Source organism: Hydrogenophaga sp. LT287, assembly GCF_055702805.1.
Genome location: NZ_JBVPZC010000011.1, coordinates 84,864 through 110,645, shown reverse-complemented (window position 1 = coordinate 110,645; position 25,782 = coordinate 84,864). Strand labels below are relative to the sequence as shown.

General features: G+C 65.3%; 22 protein-coding genes and 1 tRNA gene. 16 read left to right on the top strand and 7 right to left on the bottom strand.

The window, feature by feature from the left end:
- Nucleotides 1-8: 8 nt before the first annotated feature.
- Genes paaK through AC0GNR_RS10835 form a run of 3 tightly spaced genes read right to left on the bottom strand, consistent with a single transcriptional unit; the run spans nucleotide 9 to nucleotide 2,549 of the window.
- Entirely contained in the window at nucleotides 9-1,304 is a 1,296-nt protein-coding gene (gene paaK, locus AC0GNR_RS10845; protein WP_472900969.1) for a phenylacetate--CoA ligase PaaK, read from the bottom strand.
- Entirely contained in the window at nucleotides 1,301-1,741 is a 441-nt protein-coding gene (gene paaI, locus AC0GNR_RS10840) for a hydroxyphenylacetyl-CoA thioesterase PaaI (protein ID WP_472900968.1), read from the bottom strand. Before paaI ends, paaK begins: the two co-directional genes overlap by 4 nt.
- A 1-nt stretch (nucleotide 1,742) precedes the next feature.
- A complete protein-coding gene (locus AC0GNR_RS10835; protein ID WP_472900967.1) occupies nucleotides 1,743-2,549 on the bottom strand; it encodes an enoyl-CoA hydratase-related protein in 807 nt (268 codons plus the stop codon).
- A 185-nt stretch (nucleotides 2,550-2,734) separates the two neighbouring features.
- Between AC0GNR_RS10835 and AC0GNR_RS10830 the strand changes: the two genes are divergently transcribed.
- The 6 genes from AC0GNR_RS10830 to AC0GNR_RS10805 all read left to right on the top strand — a co-directional run bounded on the left by AC0GNR_RS10830 (nucleotide 2,735) and on the right by AC0GNR_RS10805 (nucleotide 8,875).
- Nucleotides 2,735-3,523: an enoyl-CoA hydratase gene (locus tag AC0GNR_RS10830; protein ID WP_472900966.1), complete on the top strand. Its 789-nt coding sequence runs from the start codon at nucleotides 2,735-2,737 to the stop codon at nucleotides 3,521-3,523.
- Between the two features lie 80 nt (nucleotides 3,524-3,603).
- Nucleotides 3,604-3,680: transfer RNA gene (locus tag AC0GNR_RS10825), tRNA-Met, on the top strand.
- A 194-nt stretch (nucleotides 3,681-3,874) separates the two neighbouring features.
- Nucleotides 3,875-4,690, top strand: a complete 816-nt coding sequence (locus AC0GNR_RS10820) for a putative Ig domain-containing protein (protein WP_472900965.1) — start codon at nucleotides 3,875-3,877, stop codon at nucleotides 4,688-4,690.
- Nucleotides 4,690-6,081 (top strand): efflux RND transporter periplasmic adaptor subunit, encoded by a 1,392-nt coding sequence (locus AC0GNR_RS10815; RefSeq protein WP_472900964.1) that lies wholly within the window; start codon nucleotides 4,690-4,692, stop codon nucleotides 6,079-6,081. Before AC0GNR_RS10820 ends, AC0GNR_RS10815 begins: the two co-directional genes overlap by 1 nt.
- Nucleotides 6,078-8,201 (top strand): site-2 protease family protein, encoded by a 2,124-nt coding sequence (locus AC0GNR_RS10810; RefSeq protein WP_472900963.1) that lies wholly within the window; start codon nucleotides 6,078-6,080, stop codon nucleotides 8,199-8,201. Before AC0GNR_RS10815 ends, AC0GNR_RS10810 begins: the two co-directional genes overlap by 4 nt.
- 113 nt (nucleotides 8,202-8,314) lie before the next feature.
- Nucleotides 8,315-8,875 carry a YaeQ family protein gene (locus AC0GNR_RS10805; RefSeq protein ID WP_472900962.1) on the top strand — a complete coding sequence of 187 codons (561 nt, stop codon included), beginning with the start codon at nucleotides 8,315-8,317 and terminating at the stop codon, nucleotides 8,873-8,875.
- Nucleotides 8,876-8,888: 13 nt separating this feature from the next.
- On the opposite strand, the gene AC0GNR_RS10800 is transcribed toward AC0GNR_RS10805, so the two are convergent.
- Nucleotides 8,889-9,482: a carboxymuconolactone decarboxylase family protein gene (locus AC0GNR_RS10800; protein ID WP_472900961.1), complete on the bottom strand. Its 594-nt coding sequence runs from the start codon at nucleotides 9,480-9,482 to the stop codon at nucleotides 8,889-8,891.
- Nucleotides 9,483-9,536: 54 nt separating this feature from the next.
- A complete protein-coding gene (locus AC0GNR_RS10795; RefSeq protein WP_472900960.1) occupies nucleotides 9,537-11,066 on the bottom strand; it encodes an FAD-binding domain-containing protein in 1,530 nt (509 codons plus the stop codon).
- A gap of 209 nt (nucleotides 11,067-11,275) precedes the next feature.
- Here AC0GNR_RS10795 and AC0GNR_RS10790 point away from each other — a divergent pair, with 209 nt between their 5' ends.
- The 3 genes from AC0GNR_RS10790 to miaB all read left to right on the top strand — a co-directional run bounded on the left by AC0GNR_RS10790 (nucleotide 11,276) and on the right by miaB (nucleotide 13,536).
- The gene (locus AC0GNR_RS10790) at nucleotides 11,276-11,617 is read left to right on the top strand and encodes a hypothetical protein (protein ID WP_472900959.1); all 342 of its coding nucleotides are present in this window, start codon (nucleotides 11,276-11,278) and stop codon (nucleotides 11,615-11,617) included.
- A gap of 84 nt (nucleotides 11,618-11,701) precedes the next feature.
- Nucleotides 11,702-12,067, top strand: coding sequence for a hypothetical protein (locus AC0GNR_RS10785; protein ID WP_472900958.1), 366 nt, complete (start codon nucleotides 11,702-11,704; stop codon nucleotides 12,065-12,067).
- A gap of 116 nt (nucleotides 12,068-12,183) precedes the next feature.
- Nucleotides 12,184-13,536: a tRNA (N6-isopentenyl adenosine(37)-C2)-methylthiotransferase MiaB gene (gene miaB / locus AC0GNR_RS10780; protein ID WP_472900957.1), complete on the top strand. Its 1,353-nt coding sequence runs from the start codon at nucleotides 12,184-12,186 to the stop codon at nucleotides 13,534-13,536.
- A 43-nt stretch (nucleotides 13,537-13,579) separates the two neighbouring features.
- On the opposite strand, the gene AC0GNR_RS10775 is transcribed toward miaB, so the two are convergent.
- Nucleotides 13,580-14,194, bottom strand: coding sequence for a hypothetical protein (locus AC0GNR_RS10775; RefSeq protein ID WP_472900956.1), 615 nt, complete (start codon nucleotides 14,192-14,194; stop codon nucleotides 13,580-13,582).
- A gap of 45 nt (nucleotides 14,195-14,239) precedes the next feature.
- Entirely contained in the window at nucleotides 14,240-15,610 is a 1,371-nt protein-coding gene (gene ffh / locus AC0GNR_RS10770; RefSeq protein WP_472900955.1) for a signal recognition particle protein, read from the bottom strand.
- Between the two features lie 182 nt (nucleotides 15,611-15,792).
- On the opposite strand from ffh, the gene AC0GNR_RS10765 reads away from it, so the two are divergent.
- From AC0GNR_RS10765 to AC0GNR_RS10735, 7 genes are all read left to right on the top strand, one after another.
- Nucleotides 15,793-16,593, top strand: coding sequence for a cytochrome C assembly family protein (locus AC0GNR_RS10765; protein WP_472900954.1), 801 nt, complete (start codon nucleotides 15,793-15,795; stop codon nucleotides 16,591-16,593).
- A 12-nt stretch (nucleotides 16,594-16,605) separates the two neighbouring features.
- On the top strand, nucleotides 16,606-16,854 hold the full coding sequence (locus AC0GNR_RS10760; RefSeq protein ID WP_472900953.1) for a PP0621 family protein: 249 nt from the start codon (nucleotides 16,606-16,608) through the stop codon (nucleotides 16,852-16,854).
- A gap of 222 nt (nucleotides 16,855-17,076) precedes the next feature.
- Nucleotides 17,077-18,786, top strand: a complete 1,710-nt coding sequence (locus tag AC0GNR_RS10755; protein ID WP_472900952.1) for a sensor histidine kinase — start codon at nucleotides 17,077-17,079, stop codon at nucleotides 18,784-18,786.
- Between the two features lie 22 nt (nucleotides 18,787-18,808).
- The gene (locus tag AC0GNR_RS10750; RefSeq protein ID WP_472900951.1) at nucleotides 18,809-20,290 is read left to right on the top strand and encodes a sigma-54-dependent transcriptional regulator; all 1,482 of its coding nucleotides are present in this window, start codon (nucleotides 18,809-18,811) and stop codon (nucleotides 20,288-20,290) included.
- Nucleotides 20,280-20,900: a 1,6-anhydro-N-acetylmuramyl-L-alanine amidase AmpD gene (gene ampD / locus AC0GNR_RS10745; RefSeq protein WP_472900950.1), complete on the top strand. Its 621-nt coding sequence runs from the start codon at nucleotides 20,280-20,282 to the stop codon at nucleotides 20,898-20,900. Before AC0GNR_RS10750 ends, ampD begins: the two co-directional genes overlap by 11 nt.
- 462 nt (nucleotides 20,901-21,362) lie before the next feature.
- Entirely contained in the window at nucleotides 21,363-24,257 is a 2,895-nt protein-coding gene (locus AC0GNR_RS10740) for a ribonucleoside-diphosphate reductase subunit alpha (protein WP_472900949.1), read from the top strand.
- A gap of 143 nt (nucleotides 24,258-24,400) precedes the next feature.
- Complete coding sequence (locus AC0GNR_RS10735) at nucleotides 24,401-25,567, top strand: ribonucleotide-diphosphate reductase subunit beta (RefSeq protein ID WP_472900948.1); 1,167 nt, start codon at nucleotides 24,401-24,403, stop codon at nucleotides 25,565-25,567.
- The last annotated feature ends 215 nt before the right edge of the window (nucleotides 25,568-25,782 follow it).

The following is a 25,782-nucleotide window of genomic DNA, read 5'->3' as shown; positions in this document are numbered from 1 at the left end:
AAAAGCTTTCAGCGCGGGCGCAAGTCCACCACGCGCTTGGCCTTGCCCTGGCTGCGCTCCACACCGCCTTCGGGTTTCAGGGTCACGGCCACGCTGCTGCCCACAAACACCTTCACCTCGTGCTGCAGCATCTTGGCAGCAGCCCGTGCCTCGATGCTCTCGGGCGACAAACCGGGGCGCGTTTCCACCACCACGGTCAGGTTGTCCATGGGGCCTTCGCGGCTCAGCACGCACTGGTAGTGCGCGCTCAGCTCGGGGCGCTTCAAAATGAGTTCTTCAATCTGGGTGGGGAACACGTTCACGCCGCGCACGATCATCATGTCGTCGCTGCGACCGGTGATCTTTTCCATGCGCCGCATGGTGCGCGCGGTGCCGGGCAGCAGGCGGGTCAGGTCGCGCGTCCGGTAGCGGATGATGGGCAGCGCTTCCTTGGTCAGGCTGGTGAACACCAGTTCGCCCATTTCGCCGTCGGCCACCGGCTCGCCCGTTTCGGGGTTGATGATCTCGGGGTAAAAGTGGTCTTCCCAGATGGTGGGGCCGTCTTTGGTTTCCACGCATTCGCTGGCCACGCCGGGGCCCATCACCTCGGACAAGCCGTAAATGTCCACCGCGTCCATGCCCATGCGGGCTTCGATGGCCACGCGCATGTCGTTGGTCCAGGGCTCGGCACCAAAGATGCCCAGGCGCAGGCTGCTCTCGCGCGGGTCCAGGCCCAGGCGCTCAAACTCGTCGGCAATGGCCAGCATGTAGCTCGGCGTCACCATGATGATGGTGGGCTTGAAGTCCTGCATCAGCTGCACCTGGCGCTCGGTCTGCCCGCCACCAAACGGCACCACCGTGAGGCCCAGTTTTTCAGCGCCGTAGTGCGCGCCCAGGCCGCCGGTGAACAGGCCGTAGCCGTAGCTCACATGCACCATGTCGCCCGGGCGGGCACCGCCCGCGCGAATGGAGCGCGCCACCACGGTGGCCCAGGTGTCGATGTCTTTGAGCGTGTAGCCCACCACCGTGGGCTTGCCCGTGGTGCCGCTGCTTGCATGGATGCGGGCGCATTTTTCACGTGGCACAGCAAACATGCCAAACGGGTAGCTGTCGCGCAGGTCGTGTTTGGTGGTGAACGGAAACTTGCTCAGGTCGGCCAGGCTGCGGCAGTCGTCCGGGTGCACACCGGCCGCGTCAAACTTGGCGCGGTACACCGGCGAGTTTTGGTAGGCGTGGCGCAGCGTGGCTTGCAGCCGTTTGAGCTGCAGGCCGCGCAGCTCGTCGATGCTGGCCTTTTCAATGGGTTCGAGCGGCAAGTGGCTCATGCGGGCACCTCTTCAGGAAAAACTTGGCCGGGGATCACCGCGCTTTTGCCACGGAACATGGCAATCACTTCGCCCTTTTGGTTGCTGACCTTCATGTCGTAAATGCCGTGGCGACCACTGAGCGTTTGCTCCACACCCTCGCAGGTGAGCACATCGCCGTCCTGCCCGGGTTTTAAAAACTCAATGCTGCAGCCCGCCGCCACCGCATTTTTGTTGTAGCTGTTGCAGGCGTAGGCAAAGGTGGTGTCGGCCAGGGTGAAGATAAAACCGCCGTGGCAGATCTTGTGGCCATTCAGGTGCAGCGGCTTCACCGCCATGCGCAACACAGCGCGGCCCGGCGCCACGCTCACAATTTCAATGCCCATGGTTTCCCGGGCCGCCACATCGGCGGCAAACATGGCTTCACCGACCTTCGCGGCCCGTTCTTGCGGCGTCATCTCATTCCCCCTTGAATTGCGCCGGGCGCTTTTGCCGGAAGGCCATCACGCCTTCGATGTAATCGTGCGTGCGGCCCATGGCCGACTGGGTGTCGCGCTCCACGTCCAGCTGCTCGTTGAGCGTGCGCGTTCCCGCGTCGCGCAGCAAAGCGCGGGTGGCCACCAGCGCCTGGGTGGGCATGGTGGCCAGCTTTTCGGCCATGGCCAGCGCAGCCGCCAGCGGGTCGTCTTGCACGTCCCAGATCATTCCCCACTCTTTGGCCTGGGCAGCGGGCAGCTTGTCGCCCGTCATGGCCAGCGCCATGGCGCGCGCCAGGCCCAGCCGCTCCACCAGAAACCAGCTGCCGCCCGCATCGGGAATGAGACCGATCTTGCTGAACGCCTGGATGAAACTGGCGCCCGGGGCCGCAATGGCGATGTCACACGTCATGGCCAGCGAGGCACCAGCGCCCGCGGCCACACCATTCACCGCCGCCACCACCGGCATGCGCAGCGACTGGATGCGCCTTGCCGTGGGGTTGAAGGCCTGGTCAATCACCGGGCCGGGGTCGGCGCGTTGCACCAAGTCGGGGCCGGGCTCAAAGTCGAATTCGGCCAAATCGGCCCCGGCGCAAAAGCCACGGCCGGCGCCGGTAAGCACCAGGGCGCGAATGGTTTTGTCGGCCTCGGCCCGGTCCAGTGCGGCCCACAGGTCGCGGTGCATCTGGCGCGTGAAGCTGTTCAGGGCTTCGGGCCGGTTCAGGGTCAGCAGGGCCACGGCTCCGCGCGTTTCGTAGAGCACGGTAGCGCCTGCGGCGGGTGCATTCATGGGTAAGGTCTCCTCGGGCCGCTGTTGTGCGGCGCTTGTGGCGGGTGGTTTTCCGCCAATTTACCATTAACCGACCGATGAGTCGGTTAATGTTTTCCCTTGGTTGGCCCCAACCACCCAGGCCTCGCGGTCCGGCTATAGTTGACGTACACGTCAAACACAGCATCACCCATTAAAGGACATCCATGAGCGAAACCACCACCCCCGAACTGATCCAGGTGCGCACCGAAGGCCGTGTCGGCATCGTCACGCTGAACCGCCCCAAGCAGCTCAATGCCCTGAACGACCAGCTCATGAACGAGCTGGGCGCTGCGCTCAAAGCGTTTGACCTGGACGACGGTATTGGCTGCATGGTCGTGACCGGCAGTGAAAAGGCGTTTGCCGCCGGCGCCGACATTGGCGCCATGGCCACCTACACCTTTGCCGACGTGTACAAGGGCGACTACATCACCCGCAACTGGGAAACCATTCGCAGCATCCGCAAGCCGGTGATCGCGGCCGTGAGCGGCTTTGCCCTGGGCGGCGGCTGCGAGCTGGCCATGATGTGCGACTTCATCATCGCCGCCGACAACGCCAAGTTTGGCCAGCCCGAGATCAAGCTGGGCATCATTCCCGGTGCCGGCGGCACGCAGCGCCTGCCGCGCGCGGTGGGCAAGTCCAAGGCCATGGACATGGCGCTGACCGGCCGCATGATGGACGCCACCGAGGCCGAACGCGCCGGGCTGGTGAGCCGTGTGGTGCCGCTGGACAAACTGATGGACGAAGCCCTGGGTGCCGCGCTCATGATTTGTGAGTTTTCGCTGCCCAGCGTGATGGCGGCCAAAGAATGCGTGAACCGCGCTTTTGAAGGCGGCCTGGCCGACGGCGTGATGTTTGAACGCCGGCTGTTCCACGGCCTGTTTGCCACCGAAGACCAGAAGGAAGGCATGGACGCCTTTGTGAACAAGCGCAAGCCGGTGTTCAAACACGCCTGAACCCGGCTGCGTGGCCAGACAACGCGCACAGCACGGCCCAAAAAAACGGGCAAAAATGTCGCTATAATTCTGCCTGCTTCGGCGATATAGCTCAGTTGGTTAGAGCGCAGCATTCATAATGCTGATGTCGGTGGTTCAAGTCCACCTATCGCCACCAAAATTAAAAAGCGGACTCTGGTAACAGGGTCCGCTTTTTTCATGGCCGCAGCATCAGCGGACTTGCAGATCCACGCAGAGCTTGTAGCCCTCTTTGCGCACCGACCGGATGAATTCCCCGGCCCCCAGACAGACCGACATTTTTTTGCGCAGCTGCGAAATGCGGTTCTGCAAGCTGTCGCGGCTGACACTGGCTTGGGCACCGTCGTTGACGATGGCACAGGCGACTACTGGATCGGTGACAGCACCACGGCAGCAACACCGCAGGAACTGACGGCCGCCAAGATCGTGCTGGACGACGACCGCCCCAAGGCGCCGGCCCTGGGGACCGAGCCAGCAGCACCGGTGGCCGAAGCACCAGCACCGGCCGAGCCAGAACCCACGCCGCTGCCACCGACGCTGCGCTTTGACTCGACGACGTTCACGGCCGCACCGCTGCAGGATATGCCAGCCTTGTCGGTCGAGGTATTGGCCCTGCTTCAGCCTGCGATGGAACGCACCGAACCCGCCACCTTGACGCGCGCCACCGGGTTCCAGGCGCTGGTGTCCCCTGCGGCGGGTGGTGGGTTGAATCTGAACCGATCCATCAGCGACCAGTTCGTTGAGCGGGCCGCTGCTGGCAGCATTGTGTTGCCTTACGACACCTTCGTGCACGCCAGGGCCGACGCCACGATTCTGTTGCAAGCGAAATTGGCGAGTGGCGACAACCTGCCGGCATGGATCACTTTTGACCCACGCAGCGGAACATTCACCGCCAAGCCACCGGCAGACTTCAGCGGCGAACTGGTGATTGAAGTGACCGCCCGGGACGAGCAGGGCAATGAAGTGAAGACGCAGTTCCGCCTGCGGGTGGGAGACGCTCAGCTGGTGCCAACAGGCCGCAATGCGCTGAGCGAGCAGCTTCGCCTGGAGGCGCGGCGCGCTCACGGTTGGGCTGACATGGCCCGCACGGATGAGCGCGACGAGCTGAAAGCCCGAGCACAACCCGCACCGGTGAAGGCACCCGCCTGATGGCTGACGCACACCACCCGGCCATTCGCACGGTCCAATCGCTGGCGGTGCTGCTGGACCTGGCGCGCCGCGCGCGCCAGGCGGCCACAGCCCGTGAGCTGGGTTTTTTGCTGGCCAACGACACCCACCAGCTGGTGCCTTACCGCCAGGCCGTGCTGTGGGTGCCGGACTCGGGTGTGCACACCCTGTCGGGCGTGGTGCAGCCCGAGGCCAATGCGCCTTACGTGCAGTGGCTCTTGCAACTGAGCGAACACCTGGCTGCGCAGGGCGGTGACGCGGTGCGGGCGGTGGACCCGGCGCAGCTGCCGCCAGCGCTGGCCGATGACTGGGCCACCTGGTGGCCAGCGCACGCGCTGTGGCTCAGCGTGCCCGCGAAACAGGGCGCTGCCCCGACACAGCCTGGGCCGGCCTTGCTGCTGGCCCGCGACACGCCATGGACCACCGAAGAACAACGGCTGCTGACCGAATGGCTCGACACCTGGCACCACGCCTTTGCGGCCCTGCACCGACCCAAAGCGAGCGGTTGGCGCGCCGTCACGGCGCGGCTGCGCCACCATTTCAGCCGCCAGCCTGGGCAGCGCTGGTGGCAGCAGGCGCGTTGGCGCTGGGCAGCGCTGGCACTCGTCGTGCTGTGCCTGCCGGTGCGCCTGAGCGTGCTGGCCCCGGGTGAGCTGGTGCCGGCCAGCCCGGTGGTGGTGCGTGCGCCGCTGGACGGGGTGGTGGACATATTCCATGTGCAGCCCAACCAGACCGTGACGAAAGACCAGCCGCTGTTTGGCTTTGACGAGGCGCTGATACAAAGCCGGCTGGCGGTGGCCGCACAGGTGCTGGCCAGCGCCGAGACCGAGTACCGCCAGACCTCGCAGCAAGCCTTGACGGACCCCAAATTCAAGGGCCAGCTGGCCATGCTGGGCGGCAAGATTGAAGAAAAGCGCGCCGAGGTGGACTACCTGAGTGACCAGCGTTCTCGCGCCCGCGTGCTGGCGCCGCGCGACGGTGTGGCGCTGTTTGACGACCCTTCCGAGTGGATTGGCCGGCCCGTGACCACGGGCGAACGCATCATGCGCATTGCCGCGCCCGACGACAGGGAGGTGGAAGCCTGGCTGCCGCTGGCAGACGCCATTGGGCTGGACGACCAGGCGCCACTGAAGCTGTACCTGAACGCCAGCCCCCTGGCGCCGGTCACGGCTCGGGTGCGGTACATCGCCCACGACGCCGTGCAGCGCCCCGATGGCACACACGCCTACCGCGTGCGCGCCACGCTGGACGGCACCACCGACTACCGGGTGGGACTCAAGGGCACCGCGCGCCTGCAGGGCAGCTGGACACCGCTGGCCTTCTGGATGCTGCGCCGGCCGCTGGCCGCCTTGCGCACCACGGTGGGCCTATGAACCCCGCCCTGCCCCGCCTGCGCGAAGACCTGGCGTTGCTGCCCGGCCCGTCGTTGCCCGACGGCCAGCCCAGCTGGACGCTGCACGACCCAGCCCGCAACCTGTTTTTTCGCATCGACTGGCCCAGCTTTGAGATTTTGCAGCGCTGGCAGCTGAACGACCGCCAGGCCATTGCCGACGACATTGGCGCTGCCACGGCGTTGCACATGGACGCAGCAGACGTGGAGCACATGGGCCAATTTTTGTTGAACAACCAACTGACCCAGGCCGACGGCCCGGACAGCGCCCGCCAGATGGCTGAGCGGCTGGAGCGCCAGCAAGGCAGTGCATTCAAATGGATGCTGCACCACTATCTGTTTTTCAGGGTTCCGCTGGTGAGGCCCGACGCCTGGCTGGGGCGCTGGCAAAGCGTGGCGGGCTGGTTTGTCTCGCCCGCGTTTTTGTGGATGACGCTGGGTGCGCTGGTGCTGGGCACGGCGCTGGTGTTTCGCAACTGGGATGTGTTCACCACCAGCCTGGTGGACACGTTCAACCTGGAAGGGCTGGCGGCCTACGGCCTGGCCTTGTTTGCGGTGAAGTTGCTGCACGAACTGGGCCACGCGTTCACGGCCAAGCGCCTGGGTTGCCGGGTGCCCACCATGGGGGTGGCCTTTCTGGTGCTGTGGCCCGTGGCCTACACCGACACCAACGACACCTGGCGCCTCACCAACAGCCTGCACCGCCTGCGCGTGGCATCGGCCGGCATTGCCACCGAACTGATGATTGCCGCCTGGGCCACGCTGGCCTGGGCTTTGCTGCCCGACGGCGCACTGCGTTCGGCCGCCTTTGTGCTGGCCACCACGTCTTGGGTGGCCACACTGGCCATCAACGCCAGCCCCTTCATGCGGTTTGACGGCTACTTCATCTTGTCCGACTGGCTGGACATGCCCAACCTGCACGAGCGCAGCTTTGCGCTGGCGCGCTGGAAGCTGCGCGAATGGCTGTTTGCACTGGGAGAAGAACCCCCCGAGCACTTCAGCCCCACCGCGCAGCGCTGGCTGATCGCGTTTGCCTGGGCCACCTGGGTCTACCGCCTGGTGCTGTTCCTGGGTATTGCGCTGCTGGTGTACCACCTGTTTTTCAAGGTGCTGGGCGTGCTGCTGTTTGCGGTGGAGATTCTGTGGTTTGTGCTGCTGCCGCTGCACCGGGAATGGAAAGCCTGGGTCGCACGGCGCCAGGCCATACAGGGCAGCCGCCGGGCCCGGCGCAGCGCTTGGCTGCTGGGCGGGTTGCTGCTGTTGTTGCTGCTGCCATGGCCTGGCAAGGTGGGCGTGAGTGGCCTTTTGCGGCCGGCAGAGAGTTGGCCGATCTTCACCAGCAGCGCAGCCCGACTGGACGAGCTGCCCCGAAAAACCGGCGACCGCGTGGCCGCCGGCGACCTGCTGGCGCGCCTGTATGTGCCCGAACTGCACAGCCGCCAGCAAACGCTGCAGGCCCGCATCGACAAGTTGCGTTGGCAGGCGGCGTCGGCGGGGTTTGGCTCTGAATCGCGCCAGCAGTGGCTGCTGACCCAGGACAGCCTGAGCACCGCCGAGGCCGAAATGCTCAGCCTGCAAGCCGAGCTGAAACAAAACGCGCCCACCGCGCCTTTTGCCGGCACGCTGCACGACATGGACCCCGACCTGCACACCGGCCAATGGCTGGCGCGCAAGGAAAAGATAGCCATGCTGGTGCGCGAAGGCAGCCCCTGGCTGGTGGAAACCTGGCTGGATGAAGACACGGTGCAGCGCATTGCACCGGGTGACGGCGCCTTGTTCATCACCGATGCGGCTTCGGGCCCCGCCCTGCGCCTGACGGTTCAAGCCATCGACCGGGACGCCACCCGCGTACTGTCGCGCAGCGAACTGGCGGCGCACCTGGGCGGGCATGTGCTGGTGCGCGAGCAAGCCGGCGAATGGGTGCCTGAGCGGGCCATTTACCGCGTGCAGTTGGCGGTGAACGCTGACCAGGCGCGCGCCCTGGAGGCTTTGAGCCAGCATGCCTGGCGCGGCCAGCTGGCCATCCAGGCCCGGTGGGAAGCCCCGGCCAGCCGCTACCTGCGCCAGGCGCTGGCGGTGCTGGTCCGCGAAACGGGTTTTTGAACCCTGGCCCAAGCCAAACGCCCGCTGACCACGGTCGGGGCGCCAAGCGGTGCGGGCTACACTGCCCCTTTGTGTTCTAGCCAGCGGGCCCGCTCCGCTGCACTCCCTGCGCCATGGCCATCAAATCCACCATCTTCAAGGCGAATCTGCAAATTGCAGACATCGACCACGGCTACTACGCCGACCACGCACTCACCCTCGCCCGCCACCCCAGCGAGAACGACGAACGCATGATGGTGCGGCTGGTGGCGCTGGCGCTGCACGCCCACGAGCTGCAAGACACCTGCCGCGGCGACGGCACGCTGGCGTTTGGCGCCGGGCTGTCTGACCCGGAAGACCCGGACGTGTCGCTGACCGACTACACCGGGCGCAAGCGCCTGTGGATCGAGGTGGGCCAGCCCGAAGACAAACCCCTGGCCAAGGCCTGCAGCAAGGCCGACGCGGTGGTGCTTTACGCCTTTGGCTCGGCGGCGGACGTGTGGTGGCGCGGCATGGAAACCAAGCTGACCCGGCTGGACCGGCTGCAGGTGTGGCGCCTGCCCACCGAGGTGGCGCCCGCCCTGGCCGGCATGGCCGAGCGCAGCATGCAGCTGCAGGCCACGGTGCAAGAAGGTGCGCTCACGCTGTCCAGCACGCAAGGCAGCGTGCACATTGAGCCGGTTCGCTGGAAGTAAGCCACCTGGGCGGCTATGCGCCGTGCTTGCCCGGGTTCCAGCCCTGAGCGCCCAGCGCATCCAGGGCCAGCGCGGTGGGCACCGCTTCCAGCGGCGTGGCCATGGTGTCGTTCCAGCGGTTGAGAAACGCGAACATGGCCACCACGCCCAGCAATTCCACAATTTCACCGTCGCTCCAGTGCTGTTGCAGCTCGGCAAACTGCGCGTCGGTCACGGCGTTGGGCTGTGAAGACGCGGCCAGGGCAAAGTCCAGCGCCAGGCGCTCTTTGGCGCTGTAGTGCGGGCTGCTGGCATAGGTCCACACGTCGGCCAGCTTGGCGTCGCTGACGCCAAAATTTTTGGCACCCAGCAGCGTGTGTGCCTGGCAATACAGGCAGCCCGAGACCTTGCTCACAACATGCCCCACCAGGCGGCGAAAGCCCAGGTCCACCTCGCCTTCGGGGTCCATCACGGCGGCGTTCATCACCGCCAGCGCCTGGGCCAGCTTGGGCTTGCGCTGCATGGTGAGCACGCTGTTGGGCGTGAAGCCGAACGTGCCCAGAAAAAAGTCGAAATGGGGTTTGAGCTCAGGCGTGGTGCTTGGCGGCAGGGGTTGCAGGCGGGCCATGGTGTCTCCGGTTTGTAGCAAGGTGGCCGGATTGTCGCGCGCCAGCGAGCCGGGTCAAAACAAGGAAGCCTGGCCCGGGTCCGTCACAGGCCCGGCCTTTGCACGCGCTGGCGTGCGGCGTTGGCGCGAGCCATGTTTCTCCACAATGGCGGCTTTGCCGGCCCGCACCTCGGGCTGCGCCCGCCGCGCATGCAGCAGCGCCTTGGCTTCGCGGGTGGCCACCTCCAGGTCGACCAGCGGCATGGCAATGTCCACACCCACCCGCACGCCGCAGCGCGCCTGCACGTCGGGCGGCATGCGCCAGGGTTCAAACAGCCAGGCGTCGGGCACGCGGCGCATGGCGGGTAGCCAGCGGCGCACAAAGTGGCCGTGCGGGTCGTGGTCGCGCGCCTGCTTGAGCGGGTTGTAAACCCGGGTGGTGTTGATGCCGGTGGTGCCGCTCTGCATTTGCAGCTGGCTCCAGTGGATGCCGGGCTCGTAGTCGAGAAACTGGCGCGCCAGCCACAGCCCCACCGGGCGCCAGTGCAGCCACAGCGGGTAAGCCGCCACCGACACCAGCATCGCCCGCATGCGAAAGTTGAGCCACCCGGTCTCGCGCAACATGGCCACGCAGGCGTCCACCATGGGCCAGCCGGTGCGGCCCTGCATCAGGGCCTCCAGGTGGGCCGGGTTGCCCGCTTCGTCGCGCAGGCCGTCGTAGCCCCGGTGCAGGTTGCGCCATTCCAGTTCGGGCTCGTCTTCCAGCTTCTGAATGAAATGGCAGTGCCACACCAGCCGGCTCATGAACGCGGCCAGCCCCTGCTGCTGGCGGCTGGCCTCGGGCGGCAGCTGGGCCAGGTGCGCGCGGGTGGCTTGCACCACCTCGCGCAGGCTCAGGCAGCCCAGCGCCAGGTAGGGCGACAAGCGCGAACAAGCGCTGGGCGCCCGCAGGGGCGACGAAATGCCACCCCGGTACTGGGTGCTGCGGGCGTCCAGAAACTCGTGCAGCACAGCCAGACCCTGGGCGCGCCCACCGCGCTGGCGCAGGGGCGGGTCGGGGTCCAGCAAGCCCAACTGGGCCGTGCCGGGCATGGCGGGCTCGCGCCACGGCAGCGGCACGGGGCTGAGCTCGGCGGGCGCCAACACGCACGGCGCGCCGGTGTGCGCGGCCCACTGGCTCTGCCAGCGCTGGCGACTGGGCAAGCGGCGCACCACGCCAAACTGGGGCGTCTCTTGCCAGGCCACACCGTTGGCGCGGCACCAGCGGCCCACCGCCAAGTCGCGCCGGTAGGTGGCGGCGTTGCCGGTTTCTTCGTGGGCGTACAGCGCTTCAAACGGCGCCAGCGCCATCAGGCGCGACAGCACATCGGTCACTTCACCAGTGACCACGTGCAGGCGGGCGCCCAGCGCTTTCAGCTCGCCGTGCAAATCCAGCAGGCTTTCGCGCAAAAAATGCAGGTGCTGGGTGGCCGCGTCGGGCTCGGCCCACAGGCTGGGCTCCACCACATACAGGCACAGCACCGGCCCGCGCGCGGCGGCCTGGTGCAGCGCCGCGTGGTCGTGCACGCGCAGGTCGCGTTTGAACCAGACCACGCTGTAGCTCATGGCGTTGCGCGTTCAGCCGCCGGTGGCGCCTTGGACCACCCCGCAAGGGCGGAGCGGCCAATGGGAGATCGTGAAACGAACCATGAGTCGACTCCTGAAATAAAACGCTAAGAAACGAATGGCCCTGCATTTTGTCCTAGACAAAACAGATTGTGCAGCCTACATTGGTGTATCGGGTCAAAACTGCCCTGTTTCACCAAGTCGCCACCATGAATCTGCTCAACATCTGGCCCGGCTTTCAGCAAACCCCCGCAGGCCTGGAGCGCGTGGTGCTGCGCAAACTGCCCAAGGCTTTGTGGCTGGGCAGTGCGCTGCCCGCGCTGGTGGCACTGCTGGCGCGCTGCTTCCCCTGGAGCGGCAGCGAAATGGACGTGGCCACCCGCATCCATACCATCGACATCCTGGCCATTGGCATGGTGATTTTCTTCTGGTCGATGGTGCTCACCGTGGCCATTGGCGCGTTCATTGTGATGGTGATGAAGGGACCGGCCTATGTGGCCGACGCGTACCCGCTGGAGGATGCGGACCGCCCGGCACCCGACGCGCACTGAGCCGGGGCGTGAGACAATTTGGGTTGCCGCCCGGGCCTGCCCGGCGGCCGACCGATTGCCTTTCACAGCCTCTGGATGGACACCATGAACCGCTGCTTTTCCCCTCAAGCCACCGGCCGCCGCGGCGCCGCGCTGGCGCTGTGCCTGCTGGCCCTGGGCTTCTGGCCGGCCGCGCAGGCCCAAACACAATCGCGCCAGTTTCCTGCCGCAGCCCTGCGCGGCACCTTGGTGGTGGTGCAACCCCCCGTCATCAGCCTGGACGGCAAGCCTGCGCGGCTCTCGCCGGGCTCGCGCATTCGCAACACCACCAACATGCTGGTGATGTCGGGCGCGCTGGTGGGCCAGGAACTGACCGTGAACTACCTGCTGGAGCCCAACGGCATGGTGCACGAGGCCTGGATCCTCACGCCCGCTGAGGCCGCTGAAAAGCGCCCGCTCGCCAAACCCTGATCTCTCCCACCCACACAGGCCCCATTCAGCACACGCCATGGAACCGGCTTCGCCGGGCCACAGGCGTGGTCCCCCTTCTGGGGGGAAGCCGCGCAGCGGCGCAGGGGGTAACCCATATGCACAAAAAAGTCTTTATCAAAACCTTTGGTTGCCAGATGAACGAGTACGACTCGGACAAGATGGCCGACGTGCTGGGCGCGGCCCAGGGCTACACCCAGACGCAGGACGTGGAAGAGGCCGACCTGATTCTGTTCAACACCTGCTCGGTGCGGGAGAAAGCGCAGGAAAAGGTGTTTTCCGACCTGGGCCGCGTGAAGCACCTGAAGGAAAAAGGCGTGCTCATTGGCGTGGGCGGCTGCGTGGCCAGCCAGGAAGGCGCCGAAATCATCAAGCGCGCGCCCTATGTGGACGTGGTGTTTGGCCCGCAAACCCTGCATCGCCTGCCAGAAATGCTGAACCAGCGCGCGCGCCAGGCGCTGCCGCAGGTGGACATCAGCTTTCCCGAAATCGAAAAATTTGACCACCTGCCCCCGGCGCGGGTGGAAGGGTCGTCGGCCTTTGTGAGCATCATGGAAGGCTGCTCCAAATACTGCAGTTACTGCGTGGTGCCCTACACCCGGGGCGAAGAAGTGAGCCGGCCGTTTGACGACGTCCTGGTGGAAGTGGCCGGGCTGGCCGACCAGGGCGTGCGCGAGGTGACGCTGCTGGGCCAGAACGTGAACGCTTACCGCGGCAAGATGGGCGACACCAGCGAGATCGCCGACTTTGCGCTCTTGCTGGAATACGTGGCCGACATTCCCGGCATTGAGCGCATCCGCTACACCACCAGCCACCCCAACGAATTCACGCCGCGTCTGATCGAGGCCTACGCCAAAATCCCCAAGCTGGTGAGCCACCTGCACCTGCCGGTGCAACACGGTTCGGACCGCATCCTCATGGCCATGAAACGCGGCTACACCGCCATGGAATACAAGAGCACGGTGCGCAAGCTGCGCGCCATTCGGCCCGACCTGGCCATGAGCAGCGACTTCATTGTGGGTTTCCCCGGCGAGACCGAGGAAGACTTCCAGAAAATGATGAAGCTCATTGACGATGTGGGCTACGACATCAGCTTCAGCTTCATCTTCAGCCCCCGCCCCGGCACGCCCGCAGCCAACCTGCCCGACGACACGCCGCACGCGGTGAAGTTGCAGCGCCTGCAGCAACTGCAGGCCGCCCTGGAGGCGAACGTGGCGCGCATCAGCGCCAGCCGCGTGGGCACGGTGCAGCGCATTTTGGTGGAAGGCCCGTCGCGCAAGTCCAGCGCAGCCGTGCCCGAGCTGATGGGCCGCACCGAATGCAACCGCGTGGTCAACTTCCCGGCCGGCCCGAACGCAGCCCGCCTCGTGGGCCAGATGGTGGACCTGACCATCACCGAGACCAACGGCTACACGCTGCGCGGCGAGGTGCTGGTGCGCGAAACCGCTTGAATTCGGGGGCAGCGAACCCAACGCAGTGGGAAGCGTAGGGGCACTATTTCAAATAGCGGGCGTCCGACCAGGTGGCCAGCCACTGCGGCGCAAAAGCCACGCAGATGGCGGCAAACATGCCGGTTAAAAATGCATCGCCCCAGGCCATGAGCCAGCGTGCCACCAGGGCTTGTTCCAGCGCCGGGGCACCGGCCAGGCGGTGCAGCAGCTCCATCAGCACGCCCGACACAAAAACCGCGACCGCCGTGCCCAGAAAGCCGCGACCCAGGGTGTAAATGAACGGGTTGGGCGGCAGCCAGCGCCGCAACAGCACACCGATACCCAGCGCCAGTGTGGCAGGCACCAGCCCAACCCAGACCCACTGCGACAGCACCGACCAGGCATCGGCAGGGCCGATCCCCCACACAGCCAGCGCCACTAGCGACAACGCCAGCACAGCCAGCGGCCAGCCGAGCATGAGCACCAGCAGGCTGGCGCCCGAAAACTGGATCGCCAAACCCTGGGGCAGGGCTTGCGGCAGCAGCCACAGACCGGGCAGCAACACCACAGCCGCCAGCGCGGGTGTCAGCAACGCACCGGTCAACATGCGCCAGGGGCGCAGCCACAAGGCAGCCGCCAGGCACACCACGGCAAAGAGAATTTCAAGACCGGACAGCATGGGGCGGAGTATGGGCTGCCGATCTGGCAAGCCGCTTGACTTCGGTCAACCCATGCCAGGCAACTTGGGCATGCCTTTCATGCCGCCCATGCGCTTCATCATCTTCATGAGGCCGCCGCCCTTCATCTTTTTCATCATGCCCTGCATCTGCTCAAACTCTTTGAGCAGGCGGTTGACTTCTTGCACGTGCACGCCCGCGCCAGCGGCAATGCGGCGCTTGCGCGTGGCTTTGATGATCTCGGGCTTGGTGCGCTCGCGCTGCGTCATGCTGCAAATGATGCCTTCCTTGCGCTTGATGTCTTTCTCGGCGCGCGTCAGGTCGGCTTCGCTGGCCTTGGCGGCCATGCCGCTGGGCAGCTTGTCCATGAGGCTGGACAAGCCGCCCATTTGCTTCATCTGGCGGATCTGGTCCAGAAAGTCGTTCAGGTCAAAGCCTTCGCCGGTTTTGACTTTGGCCGCGAGCTTCTGAGCCGCCGCCATGTCCACCCCAGCGGTCACCTGCTCCACCAGCGCCAGGATGTCGCCCATGCCCAGGATGCGGCCGGCGTGGCGCTCGGCGTCAAACACCTCCAGGCCGTCGATTTTTTCCGACACACCCGCGAACTTGATGGGCGCGCCGGTGATCTGCCGCACCGACAAGGCCGCGCCACCACGCGAATCGCCGTCGAGCTTGGTCAGGATGATGCCGGTGAGCGGCAGTGCCGCGCTGAACGCCTTGGCGGTGTTGATCGCGTCCTGACCCTGCATGGCGTCCACCACAAACAGCGTCTCCACCGGGTTCAACACCGCGTGCAGTTCCTGAATCTCGCGCATCAGCGCTTCGTCAATCGCCAGGCGGCCGGCGGTGTCCACCAGCAGCACGTCAAAGTAATGGCGCTTGGCGTAGTCGATGGCGGCGCGTGCAATGTCCACCGGCTTTTGGTCGGGCGTGCTGGGGAACCACTCGGCGCCGGCCTGGGCGGTCACGGTCTTGAGCTGTTCAATGGCCGCGGGGCGGTACACGTCGCCCGACACGGTCAGCACCTTCTTCTTGCGCTTTTCGATCAGGTGTTTGGCCAGCTTGGCGGTGGTGGTGGTTTTACCGGCACCTTGCAGACCGGCCATCAAGATCACCGCCGGCGGCTGGGCCGCAAGGTTGATGTCGGCCACGCCAGCGCCCATGGTGGCGACCAGCTCGCGGTTGACGATGCCCACCAGCGCCTGGCCCGGCGACAGCGAACCCACCACCTCCTGGCCCAGCGCCTTTTCTTTCACCCGGGCAATGAAGTCGCGCACCACCGGCAAGGCCACGTCGGCCTCCAGCAGGGCCATGCGCACCTCGCGCAGCATGTCGGTGACGTTGCTTTCGGTGATGCGGGCCTGGCCACGCATTTCCTTGACGATGCGTGAGAGGCGGTCGGAGAGGGCTGAGGCCATGGGGTGCTCGGGACGGTGAAGGGGCCGCGGCAGCGGCGTCTGCGGTGCGGGCCTGAAGGCCCGCGTGCATCGGTGGGACTGGCCGGGCCCCAACGGGGTCTGTCCGGGCAAGACCGTTAAACTGTGCGAATGATTTTAGCTGTGCATCACGCCGCCTGACTGCGGCGTACAACGCGGATCCCATGAACCTGCTGCCCGCCCTCTGGTCGAACCCACCCGCTGCCCTGCTGTCCGCCGTGGCGGCGCTGTCGTATGCCGTGCTGGCCTGGGCGCACCCCCGCATGACGCCGAAGCAAACCCGCGCCGTGCTGGCCACGGCCTGGCTGCTGCACCTACTGGTGCTCGTCACGGGCTTGTTCGAACAACCCGCGCGCTTTGGCTTTGCGCCGGCCCTGTCGGTCACGGCGTGGCTGGTGCTCACGGTCTACCTGGTGGAAAGCCGCCTGTACCCGCAGTTTCGGGCCCGCTGGACGCTGGCTGCGCTGGGCACCGTCACGGTGTTGCTGGCGTTGCTGTTCCCGGGTTCGCCCTACCCGGCGCTGCGTTCTTCGTGGCTGCCGCTGCACTGGGCGCTGGGCATCTCTTCTTATGGCCTCATTGGCGCCGCCGTGGTGCATGCCTGGCTGATGCAGCGCGCCGAAAAAGCCATGCGCCAGGGCACCACGACCGACTCCGCCATGCCCTTGCTGATGCTGGAGCGGCTGACCTTTCGCTTTCTCGCGGCCGGGTTTGCCCTGCTCAGCGCTACGCTGCTGGCCGGCTGGTGGTTTTCCGAAGCTCTGAACCACCGCTGGGTGTGGGACCACAAAACCGCCTTTTCCGTGCTCTCCTGGCTCACCATCGGCGTGCTGTTGTGGGGCCGCTGGCGCCTGGGCTGGCGCGGTCGCATGGCGGCGCGCACCCTCTATCTGGGCGCTGGTTTTCTGCTGCTGGGTTACGCCGGCTCCCGCTTTGTGCTTGAAGTGGTGCTGCAACGCGCCTGACCGATCGATTTCATGAAATACCTGCTCGTTCTGGCCGTGGTTTTGGTGGCCTTCTGGGTCTGGCGCAACAACCGCCTGACCGATGACGCCAGCACACAGCGCCCGGCGGCCCGAAAAAAGCCAACCCCACGCAAGCCCACCATCATGGTGGCCTGCCTGCACTGCGGCACGCACCTGCCCGAAAGCGAAGCCGTGCAAGGCCGCCAAGGCGCCTATTGCAGCGCAGAACACCGGCAGCTGAGCGAAGGCGCGGGGTCGTGAGCGCGGTGGGCGCCGAGGCCGTGCGTCAGCGCCTTCGGGGCCCGGGCGTCACTGAGATGAAACAACCCCCACGCTCACTTCGTTCGCTGCCCCCCGGGGGGGTGCGTCAGTGCCTTCGGGCGGCCGGGCGTCACTGACATGGCGCAGGAACGGCCGTCCCAATTCGCCCCGTCGTGGTTTTCGGGGCTGGAAAGCCACAGCACGCATGGGCGGGAGCAGCGCGTGCGGTCGTTTGTGCGGCTGTGGCGGGCGTTCATGCGGGCACGGGTGTTCATTGCCGCCGTGCTGCTGGCGCTGCAGGTGTTTGTGGTGGTCACGGGCACCGGTGGGCCGCACTGGCTGGTGGTGGTGTGTGCCCTGCACCTGAGCGCGGCGCTGGCGGTGCTGATCTGGTCGCGCCCCATCCAGCAAGGCCAACCGTTTCACCTGCAATGGCTGCTGACCATTGGCGTCGATGTGCTGGTGTTTGCGGTGCTGCAATATGTGCAGCAAGGCGGCATCAACTACACGCCCCTGTTTGCCTTGCCGGTGCTGCTGGCCTCTATTCTCGGGCCGCTGGTCCTGGCGCTGGCCACCGCGGCCAGCGTCACCTTGTTTTTGCTTGGTGAGGCCTGGCTCAGCGCCCAGCTGCTGAGCGATGTGTCCACCGCGCGCTTGCTGCAAACCGGCCTCACCGGCACCGGTTTCTTTCTGGTCGCGGTGCTGGCCAACCAGCTCGCGCTGCGGCTGGCCCGTGAAGAAGCGGTGGCCCAAAGCAGCCAGGCGGCTGCCCGCACACAAGCCCAGGTGAACGAACTCGTGATCGCCGGACTGAGCGAAGGCGTGCTGGTGGTGGACACCCACGGCGTTGTGCGCAATGCCAACCCGGCTGCACAAACCATGCTCATGGGCGAGGCCTACCCCCACGCGGCCAAACTGCTGCTGTCGGCCCGCCCCAACTGGGAAGGGCTGTCCAACCTGGTGCACGAGACGTTTTTGCTGGGGCACCCGCTGGAGGCTGAAATCACCATTGCGCAAGACGAACAAACCACCCACCGGCTGTTTGCCCGCACACGGCTGACCACGCAAGGCAGCCACGGCGCGGGCCTGTGCGTGCTGTTCTTGGAAGACCTGCGCGAAGTCGAAGCGCGTGTGCGCACCGAAAAACTCGCCTCCATGGGCCGCCTGTCAGCGGCGGTGGCGCATGAGATCCGCAACCCGCTGTCGGCCATCACCCAGGCCAATGCCTTGCTGGACGAAGAGGTGCAAGACGCGGGGCAAAAGCGGCTCACCCGCATGATCGACCAAAACGCCCAGCGCCTGGCCCGCATCGTCGACGACATCCTCAATGTGGCCCGCGCCCAGCCCAGCCCGAACGAAGCCGCCGCCTTGGTGCTGCCGCTGGACCAGACGGTTCGCCAGATCACCCACGAATGGACACGCCAAAACCAGGCACAGGGTGTGCTGGGCGTGCACCCGCACGCGCCTGCAGCGCATGTGGCGTTTGACCCCGAACACATCCGCCGCCTGCTGGTAAATTTGCTTGACAACGCCAAGCGCCACGCCAGCGGCACGCCCTCCTCCATCCGTGTCATTACCCAGCCGGCCGGCAACGACCGCATTCGACTGTCGGTCTGGAGCGACGGCAGCCCCCTTGAAGCCAGCGTGCTGCGCCACCTGTTTGAGCCGTTTTTCTCGTCTGAAAGCCGCTCCAGCGGCCTAGGCCTCTACATCTGCCGCGAGCTGTGCGAGCGCTATGGCGCCCAAATTGCCTACCAACGCACCCGGCTGGACCAGCGCGACGGCAACGAGTTTTACGTGGTCATGCCGGCCGCCCATGGCAGCCGCACCCCGGTCCAGCAAAGCCTGTCGTACCCGCCTGGCGACTCGGTGCCCAGCCGCACCCAGCCCAGCCAGCTGCGGCCGGGCGATGCCCCGCTCACCATTCGCTGACCGCCTGCCCGGCCCCTTGAACATGTCCGCTCCACCCCGCGCTTCCATCCTCGTTGTTGACGACGAGCCCGACCTGCGCACGCTGTACGAACTGACGCTGCTGCGCGAAGGCTACGAGGTGGTGTCGGCACCCGACCTCACCCAGGCCCGCGAGTGGCTTGCGCAGCAGCGCTTTGACGTGCTGATCACCGACATGCGCCTGCCCGACGGCCTGGGCCTGGAACTGCTGCGCGAGCTCAACACCCAGCAGCGCAGCGAAAAAAGCATCGTCATCACCGCCTACGGCTCGGCCGAAAACGCGGTGGAGGCGCTCAAAACGGGCGCCTTTGACTACCTGACCAAACCGGTCGACCTCAAACAGCTGCGCGCAGCTGTGCAGTCGGCCTTGCAGAGCCAGCGCTTGCCGCTGGCAGGGCGCCCAGACAGCGCTGGCAACGGCACAGTTCGCCCGGTGGCGCCACCGCCGCCGAGCGGCGTGGCCTCGCTGGCGCGCATCGTCGGCGCATCACCCTGCGTGGTGCAAATCAAAAGCCGCATTGAAAAGGTGGCCACCAGCATGGCGCCGGTGCTGATCCTGGGCGAATCGGGCACCGGCAAAGAGCTGGTGGCGCGCGCGGTGCACGAGTGCAGCCACCGCGCCAAAGGCCCGTTTGTGGCCGTCAACTGCGGTGCCATTCCTGAAAACCTCATCGAGTCCGAGTTCTTCGGCTCCCGCAAAGGCGCCTTCACTGGCGCCACCCAAGACCGCGAAGGCTACTTCCAGGCGGCCAAGGGCGGCACCCTGTTTCTGGACGAAATTGGCGACTTGCCCCTGGCCATGCAAGCCAAGCTGCTGCGCGTCATTCAGGAACGGCGGGTGCGCTCGCTCGGTGGCGTGCAAGAAGAAGCCGTCGACGTGCGGCTGGTCAGTGCCACCCACCGCGATCTGGCCGCCCTGGTGCACAGCGGCGATTTCCGGCAAGACCTGTTTTACCGCCTCAACGTGATCGAGCTGCGCACACCCGCCCTGCGCGAGCGGCGCGAAGACCTGCCCGAGCTCGCCCACGCGCTCTTGCAACGCATATGCACCGAGTCGGGGTTGCCGGTGCCAGCACTCTCCCCAGAGGCGCTGGCGTGGCTGCAGTCGCGCGAACTGCCCGGCAACGTGCGCGAGCTTGAAAACCTGCTGCAGCGGGCCATGGCACTCAGCACCGGCGAGACCCTGGAGCCCAGCGATTTCGGCGATGCCGAACAGCGCGCAGCACACGCCGAGCCCGCGCCTGCCGCCTTGGCCACGCCCACGGCGGCGCTAGACAACCCTGCCGAGATCCCGCGCGACCTGCAAACCTACCTGGACGATCAAGAGCGCCAAGTATTGCTCAAGGCCCTCAAAGAAGCCGACTTCAACCGCACCGCCGCCGCCGCCCGGCTGGGGCTCAACTTGCGGCAGATGCGCTACCGCATCCAGCGCCTGGGCATCGCCATGCCTTCAGACGCCGAACCCGACGACAGCGATGCCAGCTGACCGCACCGACCCGCCAGCGCCCTCGCAGTGGCAGGCCGGCTGGCTCCAGGCGGCCCGGGCCTGCCCTTCCCCCAACTTCGGGCCGCGCCCGCCGGGCGCCAGCATCGACCTGGTGGTGATCCATTCCATCAGCCTGCCTCCGGGGCAATATGGGGGACCCGAGGTGGAACAGCTGTTCACCAACCGGCTCGACTGGACGGCGCATCCTTACTTTGAACAGATTCGAGGCATGGAAGTGTCCGCGCATTTTTTCATTCGGCGCGACGGCGAGCTGGTGCAGTTTGTCGACGCCGATGCGCGGGCGTGGCACGCTGGCATCTCTTGCTGGCGGGGTCGCAACCAGTGCAACGACGACTCGATTGGCATTGAACTCGAAGGTCTGGAAGGCAAACGCTTCGAAGCCCCTCAATACGCCACCCTGGTGCAGTTGTGCGCGCGATTGGGCGAACGCTACCCCATCGCGCACATTGCGGGCCACGAACACATCGCGCCGGGCCGCAAACAAGACCCGGGCCCGGGGTTCGACTGGGCTGAACTGCAAACCCGGCTCGGCTGGTCGGCCGATTGTTTCCCCGAAGACACAATTTTTTCACGCCCGCGCAACGCTTGAAACCAGCCAGTTTTCGGGGCCATGGCCACGCCGCTTCGCTTGATTTGACGGGGGTTTCAGCCGCAAACCGGCCGGAAACCACCGCCGATGTTGACCAAAATAGAGCCGAGGCAGAGAACGCCAGCGTGTGTGCGGCGTGGCGCGGGGCCGGCCCATGGGCACACAGGGATGTCTTTTTTTACCAGACGAAAAGCGCAGCGTGCTTCGCCACGAAAATTCCCACAAACACTACCGGTAGTGGCTTGAACAGCCCCGACACACCAGATATAGTGTGCGCTGCGCTTTCGCAGTGACCGCGCATTTCTCACCGGCAAGACCCGCTGCGACGCGCCAACACCGCTGTTCGTGCGCCACGCGGCACCGTCTCAACCGATTTTGACCCCGGTCACTGCCCACCGAAGTCCGGCCGCCCACCTGCGCACCAGGTTGGACAAGCCCAACACAACAATCGAAAGAGGAACCATGCAGACTGCCCCATCCACCGCCCCCATGTTCACCGCAACCGCCCCGTCTGGCGCCGGTGCCGCCAGCGCTGTGTCCCTGGCCTCATCCAGCGCGGTTTTCGCCAACTACCAGATCATCCGACGCAACGGCGCGGTGGTGCCGTTTGAGCCCAGCAAAATCGCGGTGGCGTTGATGAAAGCCTTTCTGGCTGTGCACGGCACCCAGGGCGCTGCGTCTGCCAGCGTGCGCGAAACGGTGGACGGTCTGACGCAAAACGTGGTGCGTGCGCTGATGCGCTCGCGTCCGGGGGGCGGCACCTTCCACATTGAAGACGTGCAGGACCATGTGGAACTGGGCCTCATGCGCAGCGGCCACCACGAAGTCGCCCGCGCTTACGTGCTGTACCGCGAGCGCCGCACCCAGGAACGCGCCCACCAGGCAGAAGCGAGCCAGCCAGCCGAGGCCCTGCTGCACGTCACGGACGGCGGTCAACGCGTGCCGCTCGACCTGAACCGCCTGCAGCACCTGATCGAAGACGCCTGCAAGGGTCTGGGCAAAGACGTCAAGGCCGACCCCATCGTCGCCGAGACCAAACGCAACCTGTACGACGGCGTGCCCATCGAAGAGGTCTACAAAGCGTCCATCCTGGCGGCGCGCACCCTGATCGAGAAAGACCCGGACTACACCTACGCCACCGCGCGCCTGCTGCTGCACACCATTGTCAAGGAAGTGATTGGCGAAGAAGTGCCGTCCAGCGAAATGGGTGCGCGCTACGCCGACTACTTCCCCCAGTTCATCAAAAAGGGCGTTCAGAACGACCTGCTGGACGAACGCCTGCAACAGTTCGACCTGGCCCGCCTGGGCGCCGCGCTCAAGCCCGAGCGCGACCTGCAGTTTGATTACCTCGGCCTGCAGACGCTGTACGACCGCTACTTCCTGCACGTGCGCAAGAGCCGCATCGAGCTGCCGCAGGCTTTCTTCATGCGCGTGGCCATGGGCCTGTCGCTCAATGAGATTGACCGCGAAGCCCGCGCGATCGAGTTCTACGAAGTGCTGTCGTCGTTCGACTTCATGTCGTCCACGCCCACGCTGTTCAACAGCGGCACGCTGCGTTCGCAGCTCTCCAGCTGCTACCTGACCACCGTGCCCGACGACCTCGACGGCATCTACGAATCGATCAAGGAAAACGCGCTGCTGTCCAAGTTTGCCGGCGGCCTGGGCAACGACTGGACCCGTGTGCGTGCGCTGGGCAGCCACATCAAGGGCACCAACGGCGAATCGCAAGGCGTGGTGCCGTTCCTGAAAGTGGTGAACGACACCGCCGTGGCAGTGAACCAGGGCGGCAAGCGCAAGGGCGCGGTCTGCACCTACCTGGAAACCTGGCACCTGGACATTGAAGAGTTCCTGGAGCTGCGCAAGAACACCGGCGACGACCGCCGCCGCACGCACGACATGAACACGGCCAACTGGATCCCCGACCTGTTTATGAAGCGCGTGATGGAAAAGGGCGACTGGACCCTGTTTTCACCCAACAACGTGCCCGACCTGCACGACCTGTTTGGTGCCGACTTTGAGCGCGCCTATGTCGCCTACGAAGCCAAGGCCGAGCGCGGCGAGATCAAGCCCAGCCGCAAGGTGCCTGCATCGGACCTGTGGCGCAAGATGCTCACCATGCTGTTTGAAACCGGCCACCCCTGGATCACGTTCAAGGACGCCTGCAACGTGCGCAGCCCGCAGCAGCACGCTGGCGTGGTGCACTCCAGCAACCTGTGCACCGAGATCACGCTCAACACCAGCGACACCGAAACCGCAGTGTGCAACCTGGGTTCGATCAACCTGCTGCAGCACCTGAAAGACGGCGGCATCGACCACGACAAGCTGCAACGCACGATCAAGACCGCCATGCGCATGCTCGACAACGTGATCGACATCAACTACTACGCGGTGAAAAAGGCGCGTGACTCCAACATGCGCCACCGCCCAGTGGGCCTGGGCATCATGGGCTTCCAGGACGCGCTGTACGAGTTGCGCGTGCCCTATGCCTCGGGCGACGCGGTGAACTTTGCCGACCGCTCGATGGAAGCCGTCTGCTACTACGCCTACTGGGCCTCCACCGAACTGGCCCGCGAGCGCGGCCGCTACGCCAGCTACAAAGGCTCGCTGTGGGACCAGGGCGTCTTGCCGCTCGACACGCTGGACATGCTGGCCAACGCACGCGGCGGCTATGTGGACGTGGACCGCTCGGCCACCCTCGACTGGGACGCTCTGCGCCAGAAGATCGCCACCGACGGCATGCGCAACTCCAACTGCGTGGCCATCGCGCCCACCGCGACCATCTCCAACATCATCGGCGTGGACGCGTCCATTGAGCCTTGCTTCGGCAACCTGTCGGTCAAGTCCAACCTGTCGGGTGAATTCACCGTCATCAACAGCTACCTGGTGAAAGACCTCAAGCGCCTGGGCCTGTGGGACGACGTGATGGTGATGGACCTCAAGCACTTCGACGGCTCACTGCGCCCCATCGACCGCGTGCCGCAAGAAGTGAAGGCGCTCTACGCCACCGCGTTTGAAGTGGAACCGCTGTGGCTGGTGGAAGCCGCAGCGCGCCGCCAGAAGTGGATCGACCAGGCGCAAAGCCTGAACATTTACATGGCTGGCGCCTCGGGCAAGAAGCTCGACGACACCTACAAACTCGCCTGGCTGCGTGGCCTCAAGACCACTTACTACTTGCGCACCACCTCGGCCACACAGGTTGAAAAGTCCACTGGCCGCACCGGTCAGTTGAACGCTGTGGCCATGTCGTCGGGCGACGCTGGCATGTCGGTGACACAGGCTGCGCCGACCGCTGTTGAACCCGCCACTGACATCAAGTTTTGCGCCATCGACGACCCCGGCTGTGAAGCCTGCCAGTGACCGCTGACGCGGCCATTCGCGTGTGTTGTGGTGTCGAACATCGGACTTTCGATGCGACACCGCAACACAAACAAGCACCGTCACACATGAGCCCTTTGCTTTTGATGCAGACACTTTGATAATTCGCAGAATTGGAACCATCTATGTTGACCTGGGACGATCAAATCACGCCCTCATCGAAGCCAGCGACCAGCCCCGTGGCACCGCCCATGACCGGCTTTCAAGCGCCCCCCTTGGGAGCGCCGCATCCAGCATCTTCGTTCGCAACATCCACCTCCCCAGCGCCTGCAGCACGCCGCGTCAACGCGGCCGACAAGCGCATCATCAACGGCCAGACCGACGTCAACCAGCTGGTGCCGTTCAAATACAAGTGGGCTTGGGAGAAATACCTGGCCACCTGCGCCAACCACTGGATGCCGCAGGAAGTGAACATGAGCCGCGACATCGCGCTCTGGAAAGACCCCAACGGTCTGACCGAAGATGAGCGCCGCATCGTCAAGCGCAACCTCGGCTTCTTTGTGACCGCCGACTCGCTGGCCGCCAACAACATCGTGCTGGGCACCTACCGCCACATCACAGCGCCCGAGTGCCGCCAGTTCCTGCTGCGCCAGGCCTTTGAAGAAGCGATTCACACGCACGCCTACCAGTACATCGTGGAGTCGCTGGGGCTGGACGAGTCCGAAATTTTCAACGCCTACAACGAAGTCCAGTCGATCCGCGACAAGGACCAGTTCCTGATCCCTTTCATCGAGGCGATCATGGACCCGAACTTCCACACCGGCACACCCGAAGACGACCAGACGCTGCTCAAGAGCCTGATCGTGTTTGCCTGCCTAATGGAAGGTCTGTTCTTTTATGTCGGCTTCACGCAGATTCTGGCGCTGGGTCGTCAGAACAAAATGACGGGTGCCGCCGAGCAGTACCAGTACATCCTGCGTGACGAGTCCATGCACTGCAACTTTGGCATCGATCTGATCAACGCGCTCAAGCTTGAAAACCCGATGCTCTGGACGCCCGAGTTCAAGGCTGAAATCAAGGCCTTGTTCATGCAGGCGGTGGAGCTGGAATATCGTTATGCCGAAGACACCATGCCGCGCGGCGTGCTGGGCATGAATGCATCCATGTTCAAAGGCTACCTGCGCTACATCGCCAACCGCCGCGCGACCCAGATTGGTCTGGAGCCCATGTTTCCGAACGAAGAGAACCCGTTCCCCTGGATGAGCGAAATGATCGACCTCAAAAAGGAACGCAATTTCTTTGAAACCCGCGTGATCGAATACCAAACCGGTGGGGCGCTTTCCTGGGACTGACGTCCCCCGGCCAGCCAAGGGCCGCGTTGCCTCATTCAACCTTCACATGCACAACAAACATTCAAAACCCCGCCCCTGTCGCACCCGCGCCAGCGGCGGGGTTTTGTCACCCGATTCAACGCTCTGGGGTCCACTGTGGATGCATCCGCGAGACCCCATGGCGCTGAATCACTTCACCAGCACAAAGACTGGATGAAGTGCTCTTTGCAACTTGA

What these genes read in the sequence shown, in the direction of transcription:
- paaK (WP_472900969.1), bottom strand. Translation starts at nt 1,304, where the DNA reads ATGAGCCACTTGCCGCTCGAACCCATTGAAAAGGCCAGCATCGACGAG.
- paaI (WP_472900968.1), bottom strand. Translation starts at nt 1,741, where the DNA reads ATGACGCCGCAAGAACGGGCCGCGAAGGTCGGTGAAGCCATGTTTGCC.
- AC0GNR_RS10835 (WP_472900967.1), bottom strand. Translation starts at nt 2,549, where the DNA reads ATGAATGCACCCGCCGCAGGCGCTACCGTGCTCTACGAAACGCGCGGA.
- AC0GNR_RS10830 (WP_472900966.1), top strand. Translation starts at nt 2,735, where the DNA reads ATGAGCGAAACCACCACCCCCGAACTGATCCAGGTGCGCACCGAAGGC.
- AC0GNR_RS10815 (WP_472900964.1), top strand. Translation starts at nt 4,690, where the DNA reads ATGGCTGACGCACACCACCCGGCCATTCGCACGGTCCAATCGCTGGCG.
- AC0GNR_RS10810 (WP_472900963.1), top strand. Translation starts at nt 6,078, where the DNA reads ATGAACCCCGCCCTGCCCCGCCTGCGCGAAGACCTGGCGTTGCTGCCC.
- AC0GNR_RS10805 (WP_472900962.1), top strand. Translation starts at nt 8,315, where the DNA reads ATGGCCATCAAATCCACCATCTTCAAGGCGAATCTGCAAATTGCAGAC.
- AC0GNR_RS10800 (WP_472900961.1), bottom strand. Translation starts at nt 9,482, where the DNA reads ATGGCCCGCCTGCAACCCCTGCCGCCAAGCACCACGCCTGAGCTCAAA.
- AC0GNR_RS10795 (WP_472900960.1), bottom strand. Translation starts at nt 11,066, where the DNA reads ATGAGCTACAGCGTGGTCTGGTTCAAACGCGACCTGCGCGTGCACGAC.
- AC0GNR_RS10790 (WP_472900959.1), top strand. Translation starts at nt 11,276, where the DNA reads ATGAATCTGCTCAACATCTGGCCCGGCTTTCAGCAAACCCCCGCAGGC.
- AC0GNR_RS10785 (WP_472900958.1), top strand. Translation starts at nt 11,702, where the DNA reads ATGAACCGCTGCTTTTCCCCTCAAGCCACCGGCCGCCGCGGCGCCGCG.
- miaB (WP_472900957.1), top strand. Translation starts at nt 12,184, where the DNA reads ATGCACAAAAAAGTCTTTATCAAAACCTTTGGTTGCCAGATGAACGAG.
- AC0GNR_RS10775 (WP_472900956.1), bottom strand. Translation starts at nt 14,194, where the DNA reads ATGCTGTCCGGTCTTGAAATTCTCTTTGCCGTGGTGTGCCTGGCGGCT.
- ffh (WP_472900955.1), bottom strand. Translation starts at nt 15,610, where the DNA reads ATGGCCTCAGCCCTCTCCGACCGCCTCTCACGCATCGTCAAGGAAATG.
- AC0GNR_RS10765 (WP_472900954.1), top strand. Translation starts at nt 15,793, where the DNA reads ATGAACCTGCTGCCCGCCCTCTGGTCGAACCCACCCGCTGCCCTGCTG.
- AC0GNR_RS10760 (WP_472900953.1), top strand. Translation starts at nt 16,606, where the DNA reads ATGAAATACCTGCTCGTTCTGGCCGTGGTTTTGGTGGCCTTCTGGGTC.
- AC0GNR_RS10750 (WP_472900951.1), top strand. Translation starts at nt 18,809, where the DNA reads ATGTCCGCTCCACCCCGCGCTTCCATCCTCGTTGTTGACGACGAGCCC.
- ampD (WP_472900950.1), top strand. Translation starts at nt 20,280, where the DNA reads ATGCCAGCTGACCGCACCGACCCGCCAGCGCCCTCGCAGTGGCAGGCC.
- AC0GNR_RS10740 (WP_472900949.1), top strand. Translation starts at nt 21,363, where the DNA reads ATGCAGACTGCCCCATCCACCGCCCCCATGTTCACCGCAACCGCCCCG.
- AC0GNR_RS10735 (WP_472900948.1), top strand. Translation starts at nt 24,401, where the DNA reads ATGTTGACCTGGGACGATCAAATCACGCCCTCATCGAAGCCAGCGACC.